General features: G+C 65.4%; 10 protein-coding genes and 1 pseudogene. 10 read left to right on the forward strand and 1 reads right to left on the reverse strand.

Annotation, left to right across the window (positions count from 1 at the left end; translation table 11 throughout):
* The first annotated feature begins 2 nt into the window (after positions 1-2).
* From treS to ACNANG_RS21580, 8 genes and pseudogenes are all read left to right on the forward strand, one after another.
* Positions 3-3,362, forward strand: a complete 3,360-nt coding sequence (gene treS / locus ACNANG_RS21545; RefSeq protein WP_420224723.1) for a maltose alpha-D-glucosyltransferase — start codon at positions 3-5, stop codon at positions 3,360-3,362.
* Positions 3,349-5,553: pseudogene (glgB, locus tag ACNANG_RS21550) on the forward strand (1,4-alpha-glucan branching protein GlgB). Before treS ends, glgB begins: the two are co-directional and overlap by 14 nt.
* 4 nt (positions 5,554-5,557) lie before the next feature.
* Positions 5,558-7,660 (forward strand): glycogen debranching protein GlgX, encoded by a 2,103-nt coding sequence (gene glgX, locus ACNANG_RS21555; protein WP_420224724.1) that lies wholly within the window; start codon positions 5,558-5,560, stop codon positions 7,658-7,660.
* A gap of 49 nt (positions 7,661-7,709) precedes the next feature.
* Positions 7,710-9,506: a malto-oligosyltrehalose trehalohydrolase gene (gene treZ / locus ACNANG_RS21560; protein ID WP_420224725.1), complete on the forward strand. Its 1,797-nt coding sequence runs from the start codon at positions 7,710-7,712 to the stop codon at positions 9,504-9,506.
* Positions 9,499-11,631 (forward strand): 4-alpha-glucanotransferase, encoded by a 2,133-nt coding sequence (gene malQ / locus ACNANG_RS21565; protein WP_420224726.1) that lies wholly within the window; start codon positions 9,499-9,501, stop codon positions 11,629-11,631. Before treZ ends, malQ begins: the two co-directional genes overlap by 8 nt.
* Positions 11,628-13,097, forward strand: a complete 1,470-nt coding sequence (gene treY, locus ACNANG_RS21570; protein WP_420224727.1) for a malto-oligosyltrehalose synthase — start codon at positions 11,628-11,630, stop codon at positions 13,095-13,097. Before malQ ends, treY begins: the two co-directional genes overlap by 4 nt.
* Positions 13,061-14,293, forward strand: a complete 1,233-nt coding sequence (locus ACNANG_RS21575) for a hypothetical protein (RefSeq protein ID WP_420224728.1) — start codon at positions 13,061-13,063, stop codon at positions 14,291-14,293. Before treY ends, ACNANG_RS21575 begins: the two co-directional genes overlap by 37 nt.
* 88 nt (positions 14,294-14,381) lie before the next feature.
* A complete protein-coding gene (locus ACNANG_RS21580) occupies positions 14,382-15,668 on the forward strand; it encodes a solute carrier family 23 protein (protein WP_420224729.1) in 1,287 nt (428 codons plus the stop codon).
* A 179-nt stretch (positions 15,669-15,847) separates the two neighbouring features.
* Here the strand turns inward: ACNANG_RS21580 and ACNANG_RS21585 are convergent, their stop codons facing one another.
* Positions 15,848-16,216: a hypothetical protein gene (locus ACNANG_RS21585; RefSeq protein WP_420224730.1), complete on the reverse strand. Its 369-nt coding sequence runs from the start codon at positions 16,214-16,216 to the stop codon at positions 15,848-15,850.
* A 224-nt stretch (positions 16,217-16,440) separates the two neighbouring features.
* Here ACNANG_RS21585 and ACNANG_RS21590 point away from each other — a divergent pair, with 224 nt between their 5' ends.
* Positions 16,441-18,168, forward strand: coding sequence for an ABC transporter transmembrane domain-containing protein (locus ACNANG_RS21590; RefSeq protein WP_420227623.1), 1,728 nt, complete (start codon positions 16,441-16,443; stop codon positions 18,166-18,168).
* Between the two features lie 154 nt (positions 18,169-18,322).
* Positions 18,323-19,906, forward strand: coding sequence for a glutamate--cysteine ligase (gshA, locus tag ACNANG_RS21595; protein ID WP_420224731.1), 1,584 nt, complete (start codon positions 18,323-18,325; stop codon positions 19,904-19,906).
* Positions 19,907-20,054: the final 148 nt, after the last annotated feature.

Below are 20,054 nucleotides of genomic sequence, written 5' to 3' on the forward strand. Positions count from 1 at the left end.
CTATGAACAAGCGCTCAAGTTTCATCCACGCGGCCAACCAGGGCGATCCGTCCTGGTACAAGGACGCCGTGATCTATCAGCTTCACATCAAGTCGTTCTTTGACGCGAACAACGACGGGGTGGGGGACTTTGCCGGCGTGATGGCCAAGCTCGACTACATCGTCGAGCTGGGCGTCGACACCATCTGGCTGCTGCCGTTCTATCCGTCGCCACGGCGCGATGACGGCTATGACATTGCCGAATACCGCGATGTCCACGAAGACTATGGCACCCTGGCCGACGTTCGGCGTTTCATTGCGGCAGCCCATGAGCGCGGGCTGCGCATCATTACCGAACTGGTGGTGAACCATACGTCCGATCAGCATCCGTGGTTCCAGCGCGCCCGCGCCGCCAAGCCCGGCTCGGCCGCCCGCAACTTCTATGTGTGGTCGGATACCGATCAGGCCTATTCGGGCACCCGCATCATTTTCCTGGACACCGAAAAGTCGAACTGGACGTGGGACCCGGTGGCCGGGGCCTACTTCTGGCACCGCTTCTATTCGCATCAGCCCGACCTGAACTACGACAATCCGCAGGTCATCAAGGCCGTGCTGTCGGTCATGCATTTCTGGCTGGACCTGGGCGTTGATGGCCTGCGTCTGGATGCCGTGCCCTACCTGGTCGAGCGCGAAGGCACGAACAACGAGAACCTGCCCGAGACGCACGACATCCTGCGCAAGATCCGCGAAGACCTGGACGAGCACTACGAAGGCAAGCTGCTGCTGGCCGAGGCCAATCAGTGGCCGGAAGACGCCCAGGAATACTTCGGCACGGGCGACGAGTGCCACATGTCCTTCCACTTCCCGCTGATGCCCCGGATGTACATGGCCATTGCGCGGGAAGACCGGTTCCCGATCACCGACATCATGCGGCAGACCCCGGAAATCCCGGAAGGGTGCCAGTGGGCGATCTTCCTGCGCAACCACGACGAGCTGACACTTGAGATGGTGACCAGCAGCGAACGCGATTACCTGTGGAATGTGTATGCGGCCGACCGCCGCGCGCGTATCAACCTGGGGATCCGCCGCCGCCTGGCCCCGCTGCTCGAACGTGACCGCCGGCGCATCGAACTGATGAACAGCCTGCTGCTGACCATGCCGGGCACGCCCGTGATCTATTACGGCGACGAAATCGGCATGGGCGACAACATCCACCTGGGCGACCGGGACGGGGTGCGCACGCCCATGCAATGGTCGCCCGACCGCAACGGCGGCTTTTCGCGCGCCGATCCGGAACGGATGGTGCTGCCGCCGCTGCGGGGCACGCTGTATGGCTATGAAGCCGTCAACGTCGAATCGCAGGCGCGGGATCCGCATTCGCTGTTGAACTGGATGCGCCGCATGCTGGCCAAGCGCCGCGAATACAACGCCTTCGGCCGGGGCAAGCTGCGTTTCATCTACCCGGGCAACCGTCAGATCCTGGCCTACCTGCGCGAGCACGACAACGACGTGATCCTGTGCGTGGCCAACCTGTCGCACGCCCCGCAGGCCGTCGAACTTGACCTGGCCGAATTCGAAGGCCGCGTGCCGGTCGAACTGACGGGCGGCAATTCCTTCCCGGCCATCGGCAAGCTGACCTACCTGCTGACCCTGCCACCTTATGGTTTCTACTGGTTCTCGCTCAGCGCCGATGCATCGCCGCCGTCGTGGCACGCCCAGGCCGCCGAGCAGCAGATGGAATTCCACACGCTGGTGATTCGCGGCAAGACGGGCTACCAGTTGATGGAAAGCTCGCGCCGCACGCTGGATCACGAAGCGCTGCCCACCTATCTGCAACGCCGCCGCTGGTTCGCCTCGAAAGACGAAAAGGTGCAATCCGCAACCATCGTGTACGGCGCGCGCCTGCCCAACCGCGAGCAGGAACTGTACATGGCCGAGATCGAAGTCGATCTGGGGTCGCGCAAGGAACGCTATGCCTTGCCGCTGGCGCTGCTGTGGGTCGAGAACCTGGAAGGCCTGCCGCTGCAACTGGCCCTGGCGCGCGTGCGCCGCACCTCGCTGGTGGGCATGGTCACCGATGCGTTCAGCCAGCGTGAATTCGCGTTGGCCATGGTCGAGGGCATCCTGGGCAGCGCCGAACTGGCCAGCCCGGTCGGCGCCGACAACGGCGGCAAGACCACGATCAAGTTCATCCGCCAGGCCGGCCTGGAAGACCTGACGGTCAATGCCGACACGCAAGTGCGCTGGCTGTCGGCCGAACAGTCGAACAGCTCGCTGATCATTGATTCAACGGCGGTGTTCAAGCTGGTGCGCCGTGTCACGCCAGGCATCCACCCCGAAGCAGAGATCACGCGCTACCTGACGTCGCTGGGCTTCGAGAACATTGCGTCGCTGATGGGCGAAGTGGTGCGCGTGGATGAAGACGGCACGCCGCACACCCTGGGCCTGCTGCAGAAGTACGTGACCAATCAGGGCGATGCCTGGGCGTGGACCATGGCGTATCTGTCGAAGGCGCTGGACAACGCGGTTCTGACCGACGAAAGCCTGGACGACTACGACCAGGAGCTGCTGGGCTACGCGGCCTTTGCCGGCATCATGGGCAAGCGCCTGGCCGAACTGCATGCCGCGTTCTCGCGCCCCACCGACGACGAAGCGTTCTCGCCCGAGCCCGCCTCCGAAGCGGACGTGGCGCAGTGGACCGACGAGGTCACCGCGATGCTGAACCGCGCCTTCGATCAGTTGGCGGCCAACACGCAGTGGACCGATGGCGCCACCGAAGCAACCGCCAAGAGCCTGGTGTCGCGCCGCGCCGACGTGCTGGCCGGTGTGGCCGGTCTGGCCCGGCGTGGCCTGGGCGCGCTGCGCACGCGTACCCATGGTGACTTCCATCTGGGTCAGGTGCTGGTGGCCCAGAGCGATGCCTACCTGATCGATTTCGAAGGCGAACCGGCCCGGTCGCTGGAAGAACGCCGCCGCAAGACCAGTCCGCTGCGCGACGTCGCCGGCCTGCTGCGCTCGTTCGACTACGCCGCGGCAGCCATGAGCACCGCGCCCGAGGCGCAGGTGCTGGGCACGTCGCCGTCGGTGCAGGCCACCAGCGGCAAGCAGAAGAAAGACCTTCTGCTGGCGCGCTTCCGCGAGCAAGCCTCCGCGGCCTTCCTGGACGGTTATCGCCAGGTGGCGGTGCTGGCCGAGAACAAGTGGTACGAGGGCAGCGCCGAATCCGCACTGCTCGATCTGTTCCTGATCGAGAAGGCGGCCTACGAGATCTGCTACGAGGCGGCCAACCGCCCGACGTGGATCTGCATCCCGCTGCGCGGTCTTGACCAATTGGCGCAACGCCTCACCCCGACTTCCTCCGAGGCCAGCCATGACGCCCTATGAGTTCGCAAGCGACACCGACCATCTTGCCGGTGATATCGATGCGCTGAAGGTGGCGCGGCATCGCGACCCGTTCGCGGTGCTGGGCCCGCATCAGGTGGATGGCGAGCCGGTCGTGCGCGCCTTCTATCCGGGCGCCGAAGGCGTCGACGTGGTGTCCACGCAAAGCGGTGAAGCCATTCCGCTGCTGCACGTTCGCGATGGCTTCTTCGCGGGCCGCGTGTCGGCGGTATTGCCGCAGGGTGGCCCTGGCTACCATCTGCGCATCCAGTGGCCGCACGCGGTGCAGGTCACCGAGGATCCGTATGCGTTCGGCGTGCTGCTGGGTGACCTCGACCTGCATCTGATCGCCGAAGGCCGTCACAGCGAGATCAGCGATTGCCTGGGCGCCCACGTGGTCACCCATGGCGGCGTGCAAGGCGTGCGCTTTGCCGTCTGGGCGCCGAACGCGCAGCGCGTGTCGGTGATCGGCGACTTCAATTCCTGGGATGGCCGGCGCCACCCCATGCGCCTGCGCTTTTCGGCCGGCGTGTGGGAGATCTTCGTGCCGCGCGTGACCGCGGGCGCTCGCTACAAGTTCGAAATCGTGGGAGTGGACGGCAACCTGGTTCCGCACAAGGCCGACCCGTATGCGCGGCAAGCCGAACTGGCGCCAGGCACCGCGTCCATTGTGACCGACCCCACGCCGTTCACCTGGACCGACGATGCCTGGATGGCGGAACGCGGTGCACGCCAGACTGCGCAATCCCCGATGTCGGTGTATGAAGTGCACGTCGGATCATGGCTGCGCGACGAGTTTGGCGAGTCCTACAGCTGGTCGGGTCTGGCCGACCGGCTGGTGCCTTACGCCAAGGACATGGGCTTCACGCATCTTGAACTGCTGCCCATCATGGAGCATCCGTTCGGTGGGTCGTGGGGGTATCAGCCCTTGGGCCTGTTCGCGCCCACCGCGCGATTTGGCGAGCCGCATGAATTCGCGCGTTTCGTGGATCGTTGCCACGAAGCCGGCATTGGCGTCATCCTGGATTGGGTGCCCGCCCACTTCCCGACCGATGCGCATGGCATGCAGCGCTTCGACGGCACCGCGCTGTACGAATACCAGGACCCGCGCGAAGGCTTCCACCAGGATTGGAACACCCTGATCTACAACCTGGGCCGCAACGAAGTGCGCAACTTCGTGATCGCCAGCGGGATCGAGTGGCTGCATCGCTTTCACGTGGACGGCCTGCGGGTGGACGCGGTCGCCTCCATGCTGTATCGCGACTACAGCCGCAAGCACGGTGAGTGGATACCGAATCACCTGGGCGGCCGGGAAAACCTGGAAGCCATCGCTTTTCTGCGGGATCTGAACAAGGAAGTCGCGAACCGCTGCCCCGGGGCCATCACCATTGCCGAGGAATCCACGGCATGGCCAGGGGTGACGGCGCCGCTGGACCAGGGGGCCTGGGCTTCGACTTCAAGTGGAACATGGGGTGGATGCATGACACCCTCCACTATGTCGAGACCGATCCGCTGTACCGCCAGTACCACCATCACATGATGACCTTCGGGATGGTCTATGCCTTCTCCGAAAAGTTCGTGCTGCCGCTGTCGCACGACGAAGTGGTGCACGGCAAGGGATCGCTGATCGGCAAGATGCCGGGCGATCGCTGGCAGAAATTCGCCAACCTGCGGGCCTACTTCGGCTTCATGTGGTCGCATCCCGGCAAGAAGCTGCTGTTCATGGGGGGCGAGCTGGGTCAGCAGAAAGAATGGAACCATGACGCGCAAGTGGACTGGGATTCCTTGAGCGATCCGCTGCCTGCGGGCCTGCAGAAGCTGGTGCGCGACCTGAACCATGCGCATTCGGCGCTGCCCGCGCTGCACGAGCGCGATGCGGACCCCGAAGGCTTCCGCTGGGTGATCGGCGACGACAACGGCAATGCGGTGTTTGCGTTTCTGCGCAGCAGCGGCGATGCGCATGTCCTGGCCGTCAGCAACATGACGCCGGTGCCGCGTGGGGGTATCGCATCGGTGTCCCGCACGGCGGCCGCTGGCTCGAAGTCGTCAATACCGACGCGTCGGTATACGGGGGTCCGGGGTGGGCAACAGCGGGGTGGTCCATGCCGAAGATATCCCGGCGCACGGCATGCCGTGCTCGGTCGTGCTGACGTTGCCACCGCTGTCGACGCTGTTGCTCAAGCCTGAAGGATAAGCGGATGGCCGGGACGCTTTCGGACAAATTGTTGCCGGGGCGTGCCTATCCGCTCGGCGCCACGTGGGACGGACTGGGCGTCAACTTCGCCGTCTTTTCCGCCCACGCCACCCGGATCGAACTGTGCGTGTTCGATCCCACCGGCCGCAAGGAACTGTCGCGTTTCGCGCTGCCGGAATGCACCGACGAAGTCTGGCATGGGTATCTCCCCCATGCCGGCGCCGGCCTGGTGTATGGCTATCGGGCCTACGGGCCCTATGAGCCGCAGCACGGTCATCGTTTCAATCCCCACAAACTCCTGCTCGACCCTTATGCCCGCAAGCTGGTGCGGCCGCTGCATTGGACGGATGCGCTGGCGGGATATCGGGTCGGGCATGGCAAGGCGGACCTGAGCTTCGACCGCCGTGACAGCGCGGCGGCGATGCCCAAGGCGGTCGTCATCGATGATGCCTTCAACTGGGGCGACGATGCCCGCCCGGACCGGCCCTGGTCAGACACGGTCATCTACGAAGCCCATCTGAAGGGCGTGTCCGCTTGCCGGCAGGACCTGCGCCCGAACGAGCGCGGCAGCTTCTTTGCGCTGGCCGATCCCGCCTTCATCGAGCACCTGTTGCGCCTGGGCGTGACGGCCATCGAACTGTTGCCGGTCCACGCCTTCGCGCAAGATCGTTTCCTGGTTCAGCGCGGTTTGCGCAACTATTGGGGCTACAGCACGATGGCGTTCTTTGCGCCCGAGCCAAGCTACCTGTCGAAGGGCATGTTGAATGAAATGCGGGTGGCGATCCGGCGCCTGCATGCCGCGGGCATCGAAGTCTTCCTGGATGTGGTCTACAACCACACGGCCGAGGGCAACGAAATGGGGCCGACCCTGTCCTGGCGCGGCCTGGACAACAAAAGCTACTACTGCCTGGTGCCTGGCGACGAACGCTATTACGTCAATCACACGGGCACGGGAAATACGCTGAACCTCGCGCATCCGCGCGTGCTGCAGATGGTCATGGATTCGCTGCGTTATTGGGCCACGCACTTCCGGATCGATGGCTACCGTTTCGATCTGGGCGTGACGCTGGGTCGTGAGGCGCACGGCTTCGATCCGGGCGCCGGGTTTTTCGACGCCGTCCGGCAGGACCCCGTGCTGTCGCGGCTCAAGCTGATTTCCGAGCCCTGGGACATCGGCCCGGGCGGCTATCAGGTCGGCAATCATCCTCCGGGCTGGGCGGAATGGAACGACAAGTTCCGCGACGGCGCCCGCCGTTTCTGGCGCGGGGACCCTGGACAGCGGCCCGACCTGGCGACCCGCCTGGCCGGATCGGGCGACCTGTTCAACCGCCGCGCGCGGCGCCCGTGGGCATCGATCAACTTCGTCACGGCGCATGATGGCTTCACGCTGCGCGACGTGGTCAGCTACAACGCCAAGCACAACGACGCCAACAAGGAGGACGGGCGCGACGGCACCAACGATAACCACAGCTGCAATTGGGGCGTCGAAGGACCGAGCGACGATCCCGCCATCGAGGCCGTCCGGCAACGCGTGGCACGCGCCTTGCTGGCTACCCTCATGTGTTCACACGGAACGCCCATGCTGTTGGGCGGCGACGAGTTCGGACGCACGCAAAACGGGAACAACAATGCCTACTGCCAGGACAACAAGACGTCCTGGTTCGATTGGGGCCAGGCGCATTCGGAAGACGGGGAAGCCATGACGGCCTTCCTGGCGCGGCTGGCAGCGATCCGGCATGCCCATCCGTCTTTGCGCAGCGACCGATTCATGGTCAACGACCAGATGATCCTGCCCGATATGGCGGAGATCGCCTGGTTCGATATTCAAGGTGGATACGTGTGGGACGAAGCCTGGAACGATCCCGAGTGCCGGACGCTTGCGCTGAGACGCGCGACGCGCGGCGCGGAAGGGATCGAAGCGACGCTGGTACTCATCAACGGAAGCGCGGAGCGCGCGCGTTTCGTGATGCCGGCGCCGCATTTCAGCTGGCGGGTATTGGTGGACACGGCTGATCCCGCGAAGGACGAGTGGCCCCTCGAAACGAACGAGGTGGACGTGTCGGACCGGAGCGTGGTGGTGCTGGGTTGTCGATTGGTGTCGAATTAACGAGAGCAGCATGACGAAAGGGCTATTACCGACAGGATACGGCGCGACCTTGACGCGCCCCGGTCAAACACGATTTGCCGTCTGGGCGCCGAATGCGGCAGCCGCGGTCAAGGTGCATGTGACGCCGCCGCAAGGCGAGCCGATGACCCTCGACATGCAGCCCGACGGGCAGGGGAGTTACGTGGTCGAAGCGCCGGTGGGCGCGGGCACGCGCTACCGCTATCAGATCGGCGACGACCTGAAGTTTCCCGATCCGCATTCGCGGCTGCAGGCCGGCGACGTGCATGACGACAGCGTCGTGGTGGACCCGCAGGCCTATGCATGGCGTACCACCGACTGGAAAGGCCGCCCCTGGTCCGAAGTGGTGCTGTACGAGCTGCATCCCAAGGCGTTCGGTGGGTTCAAGGGGATTCAGGCGGCGCTTCCCAAACTGGCCGAGCTGGGCGTGACTGCTGTCGAGCTGATGCCTATCGCTGACTTTCCCGGCGAGCGCAATTGGGGCTATGACGGCGTATTGCCCTATGCCCCCGACACCGCCTACGGCACGCCCGAGGACCTGAAGGCGCTTGTCGATGCGGCCCACGAACAGGGGCTGATGATTTTCCTGGATGTCGTCTACAACCACTTCGGTCCCGACGGCAACTACCTGCACGCGTATGCCTCGGACTTTTTCCGCGAAGACCTGCATACGCCGTGGGGTCCGGCCATCGATTTCCGCCGCCCGCAGGTGCGCGACTTCTTTACGCGCAACGCCATGTATTGGGTCAATGAGTTTCGCTTTGACGGACTGCGTTTCGATGCGGTGCACGCGATCTCGGAGCCGGACTGGCTGGACGAAATGGCGGCGGCGGTGCGCGCGTCCGTGCCATCGAATCGGCATGTGCATCTGGTGCTTGAGCATGACGGCAACATCGCCAGCCATCTGGCCAAGGACTTCGACGCGCAATGGAACGATGACGGGCATCACATCCTGCATCGCATCCTTGCCGGCGAGACCGACGGCTATTACACGGACTACGCCGACAAGCCCGCGGAACTGCTGGCCCGGTGCCTGGCCGAGGGCTTCATCTATCAAGGTCAGCCGTCGCCCCATCGCGATGGCGAGCGGCGCGGCGAACCGTCGGGGGACCTGCCACCTACCGCATTCGTGCTGTTCCTGCAGAACCATGATCAGATCGGCAACCGGGCCCTGGGTGATCGGCTGATCACGTTGGCCGAGAAGGGCGCCGGCATGGATGCGCTGCGCGCGGGCGTCGCCCTGTGCATGCTGTCGCCGCAGATTCCCATGATCTTCATGGGTGAAGAGTGGGGCACCCGCACGCCCTTCCTGTACTTCACCAGTCACAACGATGAACTGGCCGAAGCCGTGCGCGAAGGGCGCCGCAAGGAGTTTGCCAAGTTCCCGGCATTCGCGGACCCGGCCGTACGCGACAACATTCCGGATCCCAACGCCGTCGATACCTTCGAGGCCTCGGTACCCCCGCTGACCGAGTCCCCAGGACGTGAAGGCATGCTGTGGTGGGACTATTACCGTGCCCTGCTGCGGCTGCGGCGTGAAGTGCTGGTGCCGCACCTGGATGGCGCGGTGTCCATTGGCGCCCAGGCCATCGGCGACATGGCCGTTGCCGCGCGCTGGCGCCTGGGCAACAGCCAGGTCTACGCCATGTACGTGAATTTCGGCGCGGACGCCGTCGATGTCACACCGGTGGCGGGGGGCAGCTTGTGTTCGAAAGCGCGAGCGACACAGGCCGTCTGGCCGGGACCGGCAAGCTCAAGGCCGGCGCGACGCTGGTCATGCTCGAGGACGTGTTGGAGGTCGTTGCACAGGACAGCGCAGCATGAGTGACGACTTGACTTCCCTTCATGCGCTGGCCGACGCGGCCGGCGTATCGGTCGACTGGCAGGACGCCGCGGGCAAAGCGCAACACGTCTCGCCAGACGTGCTCAGGAATGTACTGAACGCATTGGGCATCGATGCCGGCAGCCCCGAGGCGATCGAGGCCAGCCTGGAAACGCTGCGGAACGCCAGCGACGATACGGCCAGCCACTTTGCGATCGGCGTGGTCCGCCAGGCGATCGAAGTGCCGCTGCCGGATACGGTCGGTACCCTGCGTTTCAGGCTTGAGTTCGATGACGACGGCGGCGTGGTCGATGGCGAGGCGCGCCGCAAGGATGCGCATACGGTCATCATCCCGGGCATGAATCTGCCGGGGTATCACACGCTGCACATTGGCGATCAGGTCTACACCCTGGCGATCGCGCCTGCGCGGTGCTTCGGGGTCAATGACGCCATCGGCAAGGCGCAGCCGCGCGAGTGGGCGCTGGCGGTGCAGCTGTATGGCCTGCGCCGGCGCGGCGCGTCGCTTGGCGCACCGGGCGCATCGGGCGGCGCAGGCGACTTTACCGCATTGGCGACTTTGGCTGGCGTGGCCGCCAAGGCAGGCGCCGTCGGTCTGGCGATCAGCCCGGTGCACGCCATGTTCACGGCCGACCCGCAACGGATCAGCCCCTATGCGCCATCGAGCCGGCTGTTCCTGAACGTGCTGTATATCGACCCGGCGGAAGTGTTCGGTCAGCCGGCCGTGGCACGCGCCGCGTCGGCGCTGGGTCTCAACCTGGATCTGGCGCGTCTGGACCAGCTCGACATGGTGGACTGGCCCGGCGTGGCACGGACGAAGCTGGCCATTCTGCGCCGGCTGTTCGAAGGCTTTCCCGCGAACGTTGGCAGCGCGGTGTCCCAGGCATTCACGCGTTTCCGGGAAGAGGGCGGGAGCCTGCTGGAAAATCATGCGCGATTCGAAGCGCTGCATGCCTGGCGGCTGGCCGAAGGATTCCAGACCGGCGGCTGGCGCGACTGGCCCGAGGCCTATCAGAACCCCGACAGCCCCGACGTCGCCGCGTTTGCGCAGGAGCACGCGACCGACGTCACCTTCCACGCCTTCCTGCAATGGCTGGCCGACCGGGGCCTGGCGCGTGCGCAAGCCGCCGCGCGCGAGGCCGGGATGGGCATCGGCCTGATTGCGGACCTGGCTGTGGGCACCGATCCCGGCGGCAGTCACGCCTGGAGCCGCCAGGGCGAGATCCTGGCCAAGCTGTCGCCCGGCGCGCCGCCCGACCTGTACAACGCACAAGGCCAGGCCTGGGGCCTCACCGCGTTCTCGCCTTCGGCGCTGCGCCGCACGGGCTATCGGGCGTACATCGAGATGCTGCGCGCCTGCCTGCGTCATGCCGGCGGGATCCGCATCGACCATGCGCTCGGCCTGAAGCGGATGTGGCTGGTGCCCGAAGGCGCTGCGCCGACCGATGGCGCCTACGTCAATTATCCGTTCGATGACATCATGCGGTTGATCGCACTGGAGTCGTGGCGGCACCGCGCCATCGTGGTCGGCGAAAACCTGGGCACCGTGCCGGAAGGCTTCAACGAGCAGATCAGCCGTGCCGGCATGCTGGGCATGAATGTGTTGTGGTTCGAGCGCCAGCACCATGGGGACAACGCGCCGATTAAAGCGCCCCGCGACTGGCCCGCCGAGGCCATGGCCATGACGACCACGCATGACCTGCCCACCATTGCAGGATGGTGGACAGGCACCGATCTGCAATGGCGGGACCGCCTGGGTCTGTTCGGCGACGGCGACTCGCTCGGCGCGCAGATGGAAACCCGCGCGCGCGACCGCGAACAACTGGTGCGTTCGCTGGCAGCGGCGGGGATCGACGTATCACAGGACACCGATCCCGATGCGCCGCCGCCCATTGCCGAGACCTTCCGTTTTGTCGGAGCCACCCCGTGCCCGCTGGCGGTTGTTCCCCTGGAAGACGTGCTGGGTGATCCCGAAGCGCCGAATCTGCCGGGCACCACCGATACGCATCCCAACTGGCGTCGCCGCATGGCGACAACCATCGATACCTTGCTGGACGACCAGGACGTCAGCCGACGCCTGGACGCCCTTTCACAGAGCAGACAACCATCATGAGTGCACCGCGAGCCACGGTCAGGCTGCAATTCCACGAAGGCTTCCCGATTACGGACGCCATCGATCTGGTCGAATACTTCCACAAGCTCGGTATCAGCGATATCTATGCCTCGCCGCTGACGCGCGCGCGGGCGGGATCGACGCACGGGTATGACACCATCGACTATCACGTCATCAGTCCGGAACTCGGCGGCGAAGCGGCCCTGCGCAAGCTGGTCGCACGCCTGCGTGAATTCGGGATGGGCCTGATCCTCGACATCGTGCCCAATCACATGGGCGTCAGTCCCGACAACGCATGGTGGTGGAGCGTGCTGCGCGAAGGCCCCAACAGCCGCTATGCCGAATACTTCGACATCGACTGGAACTCGCCCGACCCGTCGTTGAAGGGCAAGCTGCTGGCGCCGTACCTGGGCGATCCGTACGGCAAGGTGCTATCCGAGGGGCAGCTCAAGATTGAGCGTGATCAGAAAACCCACGAACCTATCGTCACCTACTACGACGCGCGTTTTCCCATCTCGCCGGAACATCACGAAGACGTCCTGCGCCTGATGGACGAAACGCCGCACGCGTTCGATGCATCGCGCACCGATGGACGCCAGCGTCTGCATGACCTTCTGGAACGCCAGCACTACCGTCTGGCCTGGTGGCGCACGGCGGCGGAAGAGATCAACTGGCGCCGCTTCTTTGAGATCAGCGACCTGGCCGGCATGCGCGCCGAGCGCGACGCGGTTCGCGACGACATCCATTCCCTGTTCTTCCGGTTGTACGAAGAAGGGCTGGTGGACGGCTTGCGTGTCGACCACGTGGATGGCCTGGCCGACCCGAAAGCCTATTGCCGCTACCTGCGCGCCGAACTGGAAAAGCGCGCCGACCGCCGTCCGGCTGATGCCCCGAAACGCAAGCCTTACGTCGTGGTCGAGAAGATCCTGGCCGCGGGCGAACCGCTGGCCACCTCGTGGCAGACCGATGGCACGACGGGCTACGACTTCATGAGCGAAGTGGGACAGTGGCTGCATGATCCGCAAGGCGAAGCCACCCTGACCACGATGTGGCAGTCCATTTCCGGCAGCACCAAGACCTTTACCGAACTCTCGCGCACCGCGCGCCGTCAGCTGATCCAGCAGAACTTTGCGGGCGAGTTCGATGCCCTGGTGCGCCTGCTGCACCGGATCGCGCACTTCGATCTGATGACGCGCGACTGGAGCCCGTCGGCGATCCGACGTGTACTGACGGAATTGCTGGTGTACTTCCCGGTGTATCGCACCTATGCCGACGTACAGGGCCACACCGAGCTGGACCAGGTGCCCTTCACCAAGGCGCGGGAAGGCGCGCACGCCAGCCTGCGTCCGGCTGACTACGACCTGCTCGACACCATGGCGGGCTGGCTGGGCGGCGAAGCCCCCAGGACTATCCGGAGGATCAGCGCGCCGTGCGGCTGCAGGCCATTCGCCGCTTCCAGCAGCTGACCTCGCCATTGGCCGCCAAGTCCGTCGAAGACACCGGTTTCTATCGGTATGGCCGGCTGCTCTCCCGCAATGAAGTCGGCGCCGACCCCGCGATCTTTTCCATGGAAAGCGATGAGTTCCATCAGCGCGTCCAGGGCCGCGCCGAATCGTTTCCGCTGGCGCTGCTTGCCACGGCCACCCACGATCACAAACGGGGTGAAGACGGCCGCGCCCGCCTGGCGGTGCTGAGCGAACGCGCGGCCGAATGGGAAGCGCTCGTGACGCGCTGGTCCGAACGCCATGCCGCGTTCAAGCGGAAAGCGGGCGAAGAGCCCGCGCCGTCGCCCCTGCCAGCGGACGAATACATGCTGTACCAGTCGCTGATCGGCGCCTGGCCGCTGGACCTGTCGGTGAACGACGAGGAAGGTATCCGCGAACTGGCAGGCCGCTTGTCGGACTGGCAGACCAAGTCGCTGCGCGAGGCCAAGCAGCAATCGAGCTGGGTCACGCCCGACGATAGCTATGAAAAAGCCTGCAACGGCTTCCTGTTCCAGATCCTGGACCCGCAGGCCAACGCCGACACGTTGCTGGAACTGATTGAGTTCATCAACCGTATCGGCCCGGCCGGCGCCGTCAACAGCCTGGCGCAGACCCTGCTGCGCATGACGATCCCTGGCGTGCCCGATCTGTATCAAGGCACGGAAATGTGGGACTTCAGCCTGGTGGATCCGGACAATCGCCGCCCGGTCGACTTCGCGCTGCGCAAGCAGGCGGTGGGCGAATCATTGGCTGCAAAAGGCCTGGTGGATCATTGGCGCGATGGCCGCATCAAGTTCGAGGTGGTGCGGCGCACGCTCAACTTCCGGAAGCAGCACGAAGCGCTGTTCCTGGAAGGCGACTATATGCCGCTGACGGTCGAAGGATCCGAAAGCCAGCACGTATTTGCGTTCGCCCGCAAGCACGGCGACAGCCTGGCAATCGTCATCGTGCCGCATCGGGTGGCCACGATGGTGCTCGGCACCAATGAAGACCCCACGCCTCGCATCGCCGCCGAAAAGTGGGGCGACACGGTGGTCTGCCTGCCGGAGAGCCTGACCGCCGGCAGCGCGGCGCAGGCCTTCCGAAGTGTGCTGACGGATGGCGCCTGCCCGGTTGCAGAGGGCCGGATCCGGGTGGCTGATGCGCTGGCCGATCTGCCGGTAGCGTTGCTCGCCTGACATTGTCCTGACGCGGCGCTGGTCTTGCCGCGCCGCTCTCCTTACACTTGCGCCTGATTTGTCAAAGGCACAAGACCAGGAGAGGGCAATGGCGGGTTCGTATTTTCCCCGGTGGCGCGAGCGCACCGACGGTGTGGCGGCGGGCGTCATCGCGCCTGACGAGCGGCTGCCCTGGCCGCAGATGGGGGCAATGGGGCTTCAGCACGTGGTCGCGATGTTCGGGTCCACCGTGCTGGCGCCCTTGTTGATGGGCTTCGATCCCAACCTTGCCATCTTCATGTCGGGCATCGGCACGCTGCTGTTCTTCGTGATCGTGGGCGGCCGGGTGCCGAGTTATCTGGGCTCCAGCTTTGCCTTCATCGGTCTGGTCATCGCCGTCAGCGGGTATGCCGGACCGGGCCTGAACACCAACATCGGCGTGGCGCTGGGCGGCATCATCGCCTGCGGGGTCGTCTATACCCTGATCGGGTTCTTAGTCATGGCCATCGGCACGGGCTGGATCGAACGCTACATGCCGCCCGTCGTAACGGGCGCCGTGGTGGCGGTCATCGGCCTCAACCTGGCACCCATCGCGGTCAAGAGCGTGACCGCCAACCCCTTCGATGCCTGGATGGCCCTGGCCACCGTGCTGTGCGTCGGGGCCGTGGCGGTGTTCACGCGCGGCATGGTGCAGCGCCTGCTGATCCTGATCGGCCTGCTGCTGGCCTACGTGCTGTATGCGGTGCTGACCAATGGCGCCGGGCTGGGCAAGCCTATCGATTTTTCCACCGTGGCCAATGCCGCATGGCTGGGCATGCCATCTTTCACGTCGCCTGTGTTCCGCCTGGAGGCCATGGCGCTGATCGCGCCCGTGGCCGTCATCCTGGTGGCGGAAAACCTGGGGCACATCAAGGCCGTCAGCGCCATGACCGGCCAGAACCTGGACCGCTACATGGGCCGCGCTTTCGTGGGCGACGGGATTGCCACCGTGGTCTCGGGCAGCGTGGGGGGCACGGGTCTGACCACGTATGCCGAGAACATCGGCGTGATGGCCGTAACCCGGATCTATTCGACCCTGGTCTTCGCCATCGCCGCCTGCTTTGCCATCCTCCTCGGCTTCTCGCCCAAATTCGGCGCCATCATCCTGACCATCCCCACCGCCGTGCTGGGCGGCGTCTCCATCGTGGTATTCGGGCTGATCGCCGTGTCCGGCGCCAGGATCTGGGTCGAAAACCGCGTCGACTTCTCGGACAACCGCAACCTGATCGTGGCGGCCGTCACGTTGGTGCTGGGCGCAGGCGACTTCACCCTGAACATCGGCGGCTTCGCCCTAGGCGGAATAGGTACCGCCACCTTCGGAGCGATCATCCTCAACGCCCTGCTGACACGCAAGTAAAGCACTCGGCCCCCTCGGGGCCACCCCAGCGCTGGCCCCGTCAGCCCGCCGGTGCCGCCCGTAAAGCGAGGCATAAACGCATCTAGTCAAGAACCTCAGCGACCCAGGGCACCGCGGATCCGGCTCCGCCGGTCCGCCAGTGCCGCCCCTGGGGGAGGCGCGCAGCGCCTTGGGGGGGCTTAGCCTCCAGACGGTAATCTTGCCTCCCAGCGGCCGCCTTGCTGCCAGAAATGGTACGTGTTGGTTTCTTCCGTCCGCGAGCCTTTCAGCTCCGCGACCGTGCGAACCTGGCACGCCACGCCTTGACCCGCCGGCGGGGTGCGGCAGTTGTCGATGGCTTTCACTTCCAGGGTCTTGACCACGCCGGTCGCGGCGTTGGAATCAAAGCCGGGGCCCTGTTCCGCGTTCATGGCCTGGATCTCGCGTTGCATGGCGTTCTGCAGGGCCTGGGTGGCCTGTTCGATATTGGGGGCGGCGACAGCGGCGGGCTGGGCGAGGGCGGCCGTGCAGGCACCGGCCAGGCCTAGGGCCAATAGAAATCGCTTCATGGCGGTTTGCTCCTGAAAAAAGGGGTGCGGGGGGCAACGCAGGTCAGGGTATCCCGCGGGCATGCATGCCGCTGTAACGCTTTACATCGCCACCATGCGGCAGTCAGCTTGCCGGTGGCACAATCGCAAGGTCAGCGTTCATTGGCAGGCCCATGCCCGACCCCGTCCGTTCCTCATCCCTGCCACCGCTTCCGCATGGCGCGTCGCCTCAATCCCTGTTCGCCATGTTGCCGTTCCTGCGGCCCTATGCGGGGCGATGGGCCATCGCGTTCCTTGCGCTGCTGGTCGCGGCCGGCGCCACGCTGGCCCTGCCGGTCGCCTTCCGGTACCTGATCGACCTGGGCTTTTCCGCCGGCAATCGCGCGCACATCGATCGTTACTTTATCGCGCTGTTCGCCCTGTCGCTGGTGCTGGCCGGCGCAACCGCGCTGCGCTTCTACATGGTGTCGTGGCTGGGCGAACGGGTCACGGCCGATCTGCGCCGCGCCGTCTACGATCGCGTGCTGCGCATGAGTCCCCAGTTCTTCGAAACCGCCCAGACCGGCGAAGTGCTGTCGCGCCTGACCACCGACACCACACTGATCCAGACCGTCGTCGGCACCAGCCTGTCGCAAGGGCTGCGCAACCTGTTCCTGCTGGCGGGCGGCCTCATCATGCTGGCCGTGACCAGCGCGACGCTGTCGGCCTATATCCTGGTGACCCTGGTCGTGGTGGTGGCGCCCATCATCTATTTCGGCCGGCGTGTCCGCAAGCTGTCGGGCCTGAGCCAGGATCGCGTCGCGGGCGCCAGCGCGCTGGCGGGCGAGGTGCTCAACGCCATGCCCACCGTGCAGTCCTACAACCAGCAGCCGTACGAATCGTCGCGGTTCGGCGCGGCGGTGGAACACGCCTTCGACGCGGCCTTGTCGCGTATCCGCGCCCGCGCGGCGCTGACCGCCATGGTGATCGTCCTTATCTTTGGCGCGATCGTATTCGTCCTGTGGCTGGGCGCCCGCGCCGTGCTGGCCGGCGACATGACGGCAGGCCTGCTGTCCCAGTTCATCCTGTATGCGGTCGTCACGGCAGGGGCCGTGGGCGCGGTCTCTGAAGTCTGGGGAGACCTGCAACGCGCTGCGGGCGCCACCGACCGGCTGCTGCAATTGCGCGGCGCGCAATCGCCCGTTACCGAGGCGGCCACCACGGTGCCGCTGCCCGAGCGGGGCGAAGGCCTGCGTTTCGACCGCGTGGCGTTCCACTATCCCTCACGGCCGGGCGTCCCGGCACTCGATGACCTGTCGCTGCATGTGCGGCCTGGCGAGCATGTCGCCCTCGTTGGGCCGTCCGGGGCCGGCAAGACCACGCTGTTCCAGGTGCTGCTGCGTTTCTACGATCCGCAATCCGGCACCGTCTCGATCAACGGGGTCGACACGCGTGATCTGGCGCTGGACGACCTGCGCGGGCATATTGGCGTGGTGCTGCAGGAAACCGTGATCTTCTCGGGCTCGGTCCTGGACAACATCCGCTACGGGCGGGCCAATGCAAGCATCGATGACGTCAAGGCCGCCGCCCGCATGGCTGCGGCCGACGGCTTCATTGCCGCCCTGCCCGAGGGGTACGACACCTTCCTGGGTGAGCGGGGCGTGCGCCTGTCCGGCGGCCAGCGACAGCGCATTGCCATTGCGCGGGCCATCCTGAAGAACCCGCCGGTGCTGCTGCTGGACGAAGCCACCAGCGCGCTGGACGCGGAAAGCGAGCAACTGGTGCAGCAGGCCCTGGACAATGCCACCCAGTCGCGGACCACGCTGGTGATCGCGCACCGCCTGGCCACCGTCAAGCGGGCCGATCGGATTCTGGTGCTGGAAGCCGGCCGCATCGTGGCCGAAGGCACCCATGGCGAACTGATGGCAAGGTCGCCGCTGTATGCCCGTCTGGCCGCGCTGCAGTTCGGGGAAGCGTCGGGTACGATGCCGTAATTGTCTGCAGCGGACTAGGGCTTTGCCCCGGCCCGCCCAGGCGCGCACCTATAATGAGCCGCCACCGCGCACGGCCCCGCCCGCGTCGCACGATCCCGTGCGTGCCGCCGCGGCCTTGCCCCGCCGCTGCGCCATTGCACTTTCAAGGATTTACGTGAGCGATCTGCTAGAAAGCCGCCTTGCTCTGCTCGACCAGCCCGCGCATCGCGCCTTGCTGGCGCAGAGTCTGCATGGCATTGAACGGGAAAGCCTTCGGGTCGATCCCCATGGCGACCTCGCCCTGACTCCCCACCCGCGTGCGCTTGGCGCAACCCTGACGCACCCGACGATCACCACGGATTACTCCGAGTCGCTGATCGAGCTCATTACCGGCACCCATGCCGACCACGGCGCCTTGCTGGGTGAACTGACCGACATCCATCGCTTCGTGTACTCCGAACTGGGCGACGAGATCCTGTGGAATCAGTCAATGCCGGCCCATCTTCCGGCCGAAGCCGACATTCCGATCGCATGGTTCGGTTCGTCCAACACCGGCATGCTCAAGTACGTATACCGCCGCGGCCTGGCGTACCGTTATGGCAAGGCCATGCAGTGCATTGCCGGGATCCACTACAACTTTTCGTTCTCCGAAGCGCTGTGGCCGGTGCTGGCCACGCCCGACGAAGCCGCCACCCTGTCGCCGCAAGACCTGCAATCGGCCAAGTATGTCGCGCTGATCCGCAATTTCAACCGGTTCAGCTGGCTGCTGATGTATCTGTTCGGCGCATCGCCCGCGCTGTCGGCCAACTTTCTGCAGGGCAAGCCGCACCAGTTGCGGCAGCTGGATGACGACACGCTCTACCTTCCGTATGCGACCAGCCTGCGCATGAGCGATCTGGGGTACCAGAACAAGGCGCAAGCGGGCCTGAAACCCTGCTACAACGACCTGGCCACCTATGTGGACAAGCTGTACGACGCCGTCAGCCAGCCGTGGCCCGAGTACGAAAAGTACGGCACGATCCGCGATGGCGAATGGATCCAGCTCAACACCAACATTCTGCAGATCGAAAACGAGTACTACTCCAGCATCCGCCCAAAGCGCGTGGCGCGGCGCGGTGAACGTCCCTTGCGCGCCCTGGCGACGCGGGGCGTCCAGTACATCGAGGTGCGCTGCATGGACATCGACCCGTTTTCGCCGGTGGGGGTGTCCGAATCCACCGCGCGTTTCCTTGATGCCTTCCTGCTGTTCTGCGCTTTGGAAGACAGCCCGCCGTTCGGCGAATCCGGCCATTGCCAGGCCAGCACCAACAATTTCCTGACCGTGGTCAAGGAAGGCCGCAAGCCGGGGCTTATGCTCAATCAGGAAGGCTCGCCCACTCCGCTGGACACCTGGGGCCGCGACTTGCTGGATCGCATCGGCGCCTGTGCCGCGCTGCTCGATCGCGTGCACGGGGGCACCGCGCATCAGGACATCGTTGCGGCGCAGACCATCAAGCTGGACGACCCGGCGCACACGCCGTCGGCCAAGGTGCTCGCCGCCCTGCACGACGAGGGCCTGTCTTTCCATGCCTTCACCTTGAAGATGAGCCAGCAGCACGCGCAAGCCCTGCGTGCCCAGCCTCCGTCGGCAGAGCAGGCCGCGCAGTTCCGCGAGCAGGCCGCGGCCTCGTTGGCGGAACAGTACGCGCTGGAACAAAAGGAAATGGGCAACTTCGACGACTTCGTGGCCGCCTATCAGGCGGGCTTGCTGGGGAACTGATCATCCCGGGTCACAGGCGCACAACTTGCTTGGCGCCATCCCATCCCCAACAGGTCGCTGAGCAATCGTTCCGGTAGACCCGACCCCGGCGACCATGGCGCCGCCGGGGAACCCGATCCCGTCCCGGTGCGGGTCAGCCCACTCTGAT

The organism is Pigmentiphaga litoralis (genome assembly GCF_048632615.1).
GTDB lineage: Bacteria > Pseudomonadota > Gammaproteobacteria > Burkholderiales > Burkholderiaceae_B > Pigmentiphaga > Pigmentiphaga litoralis_B.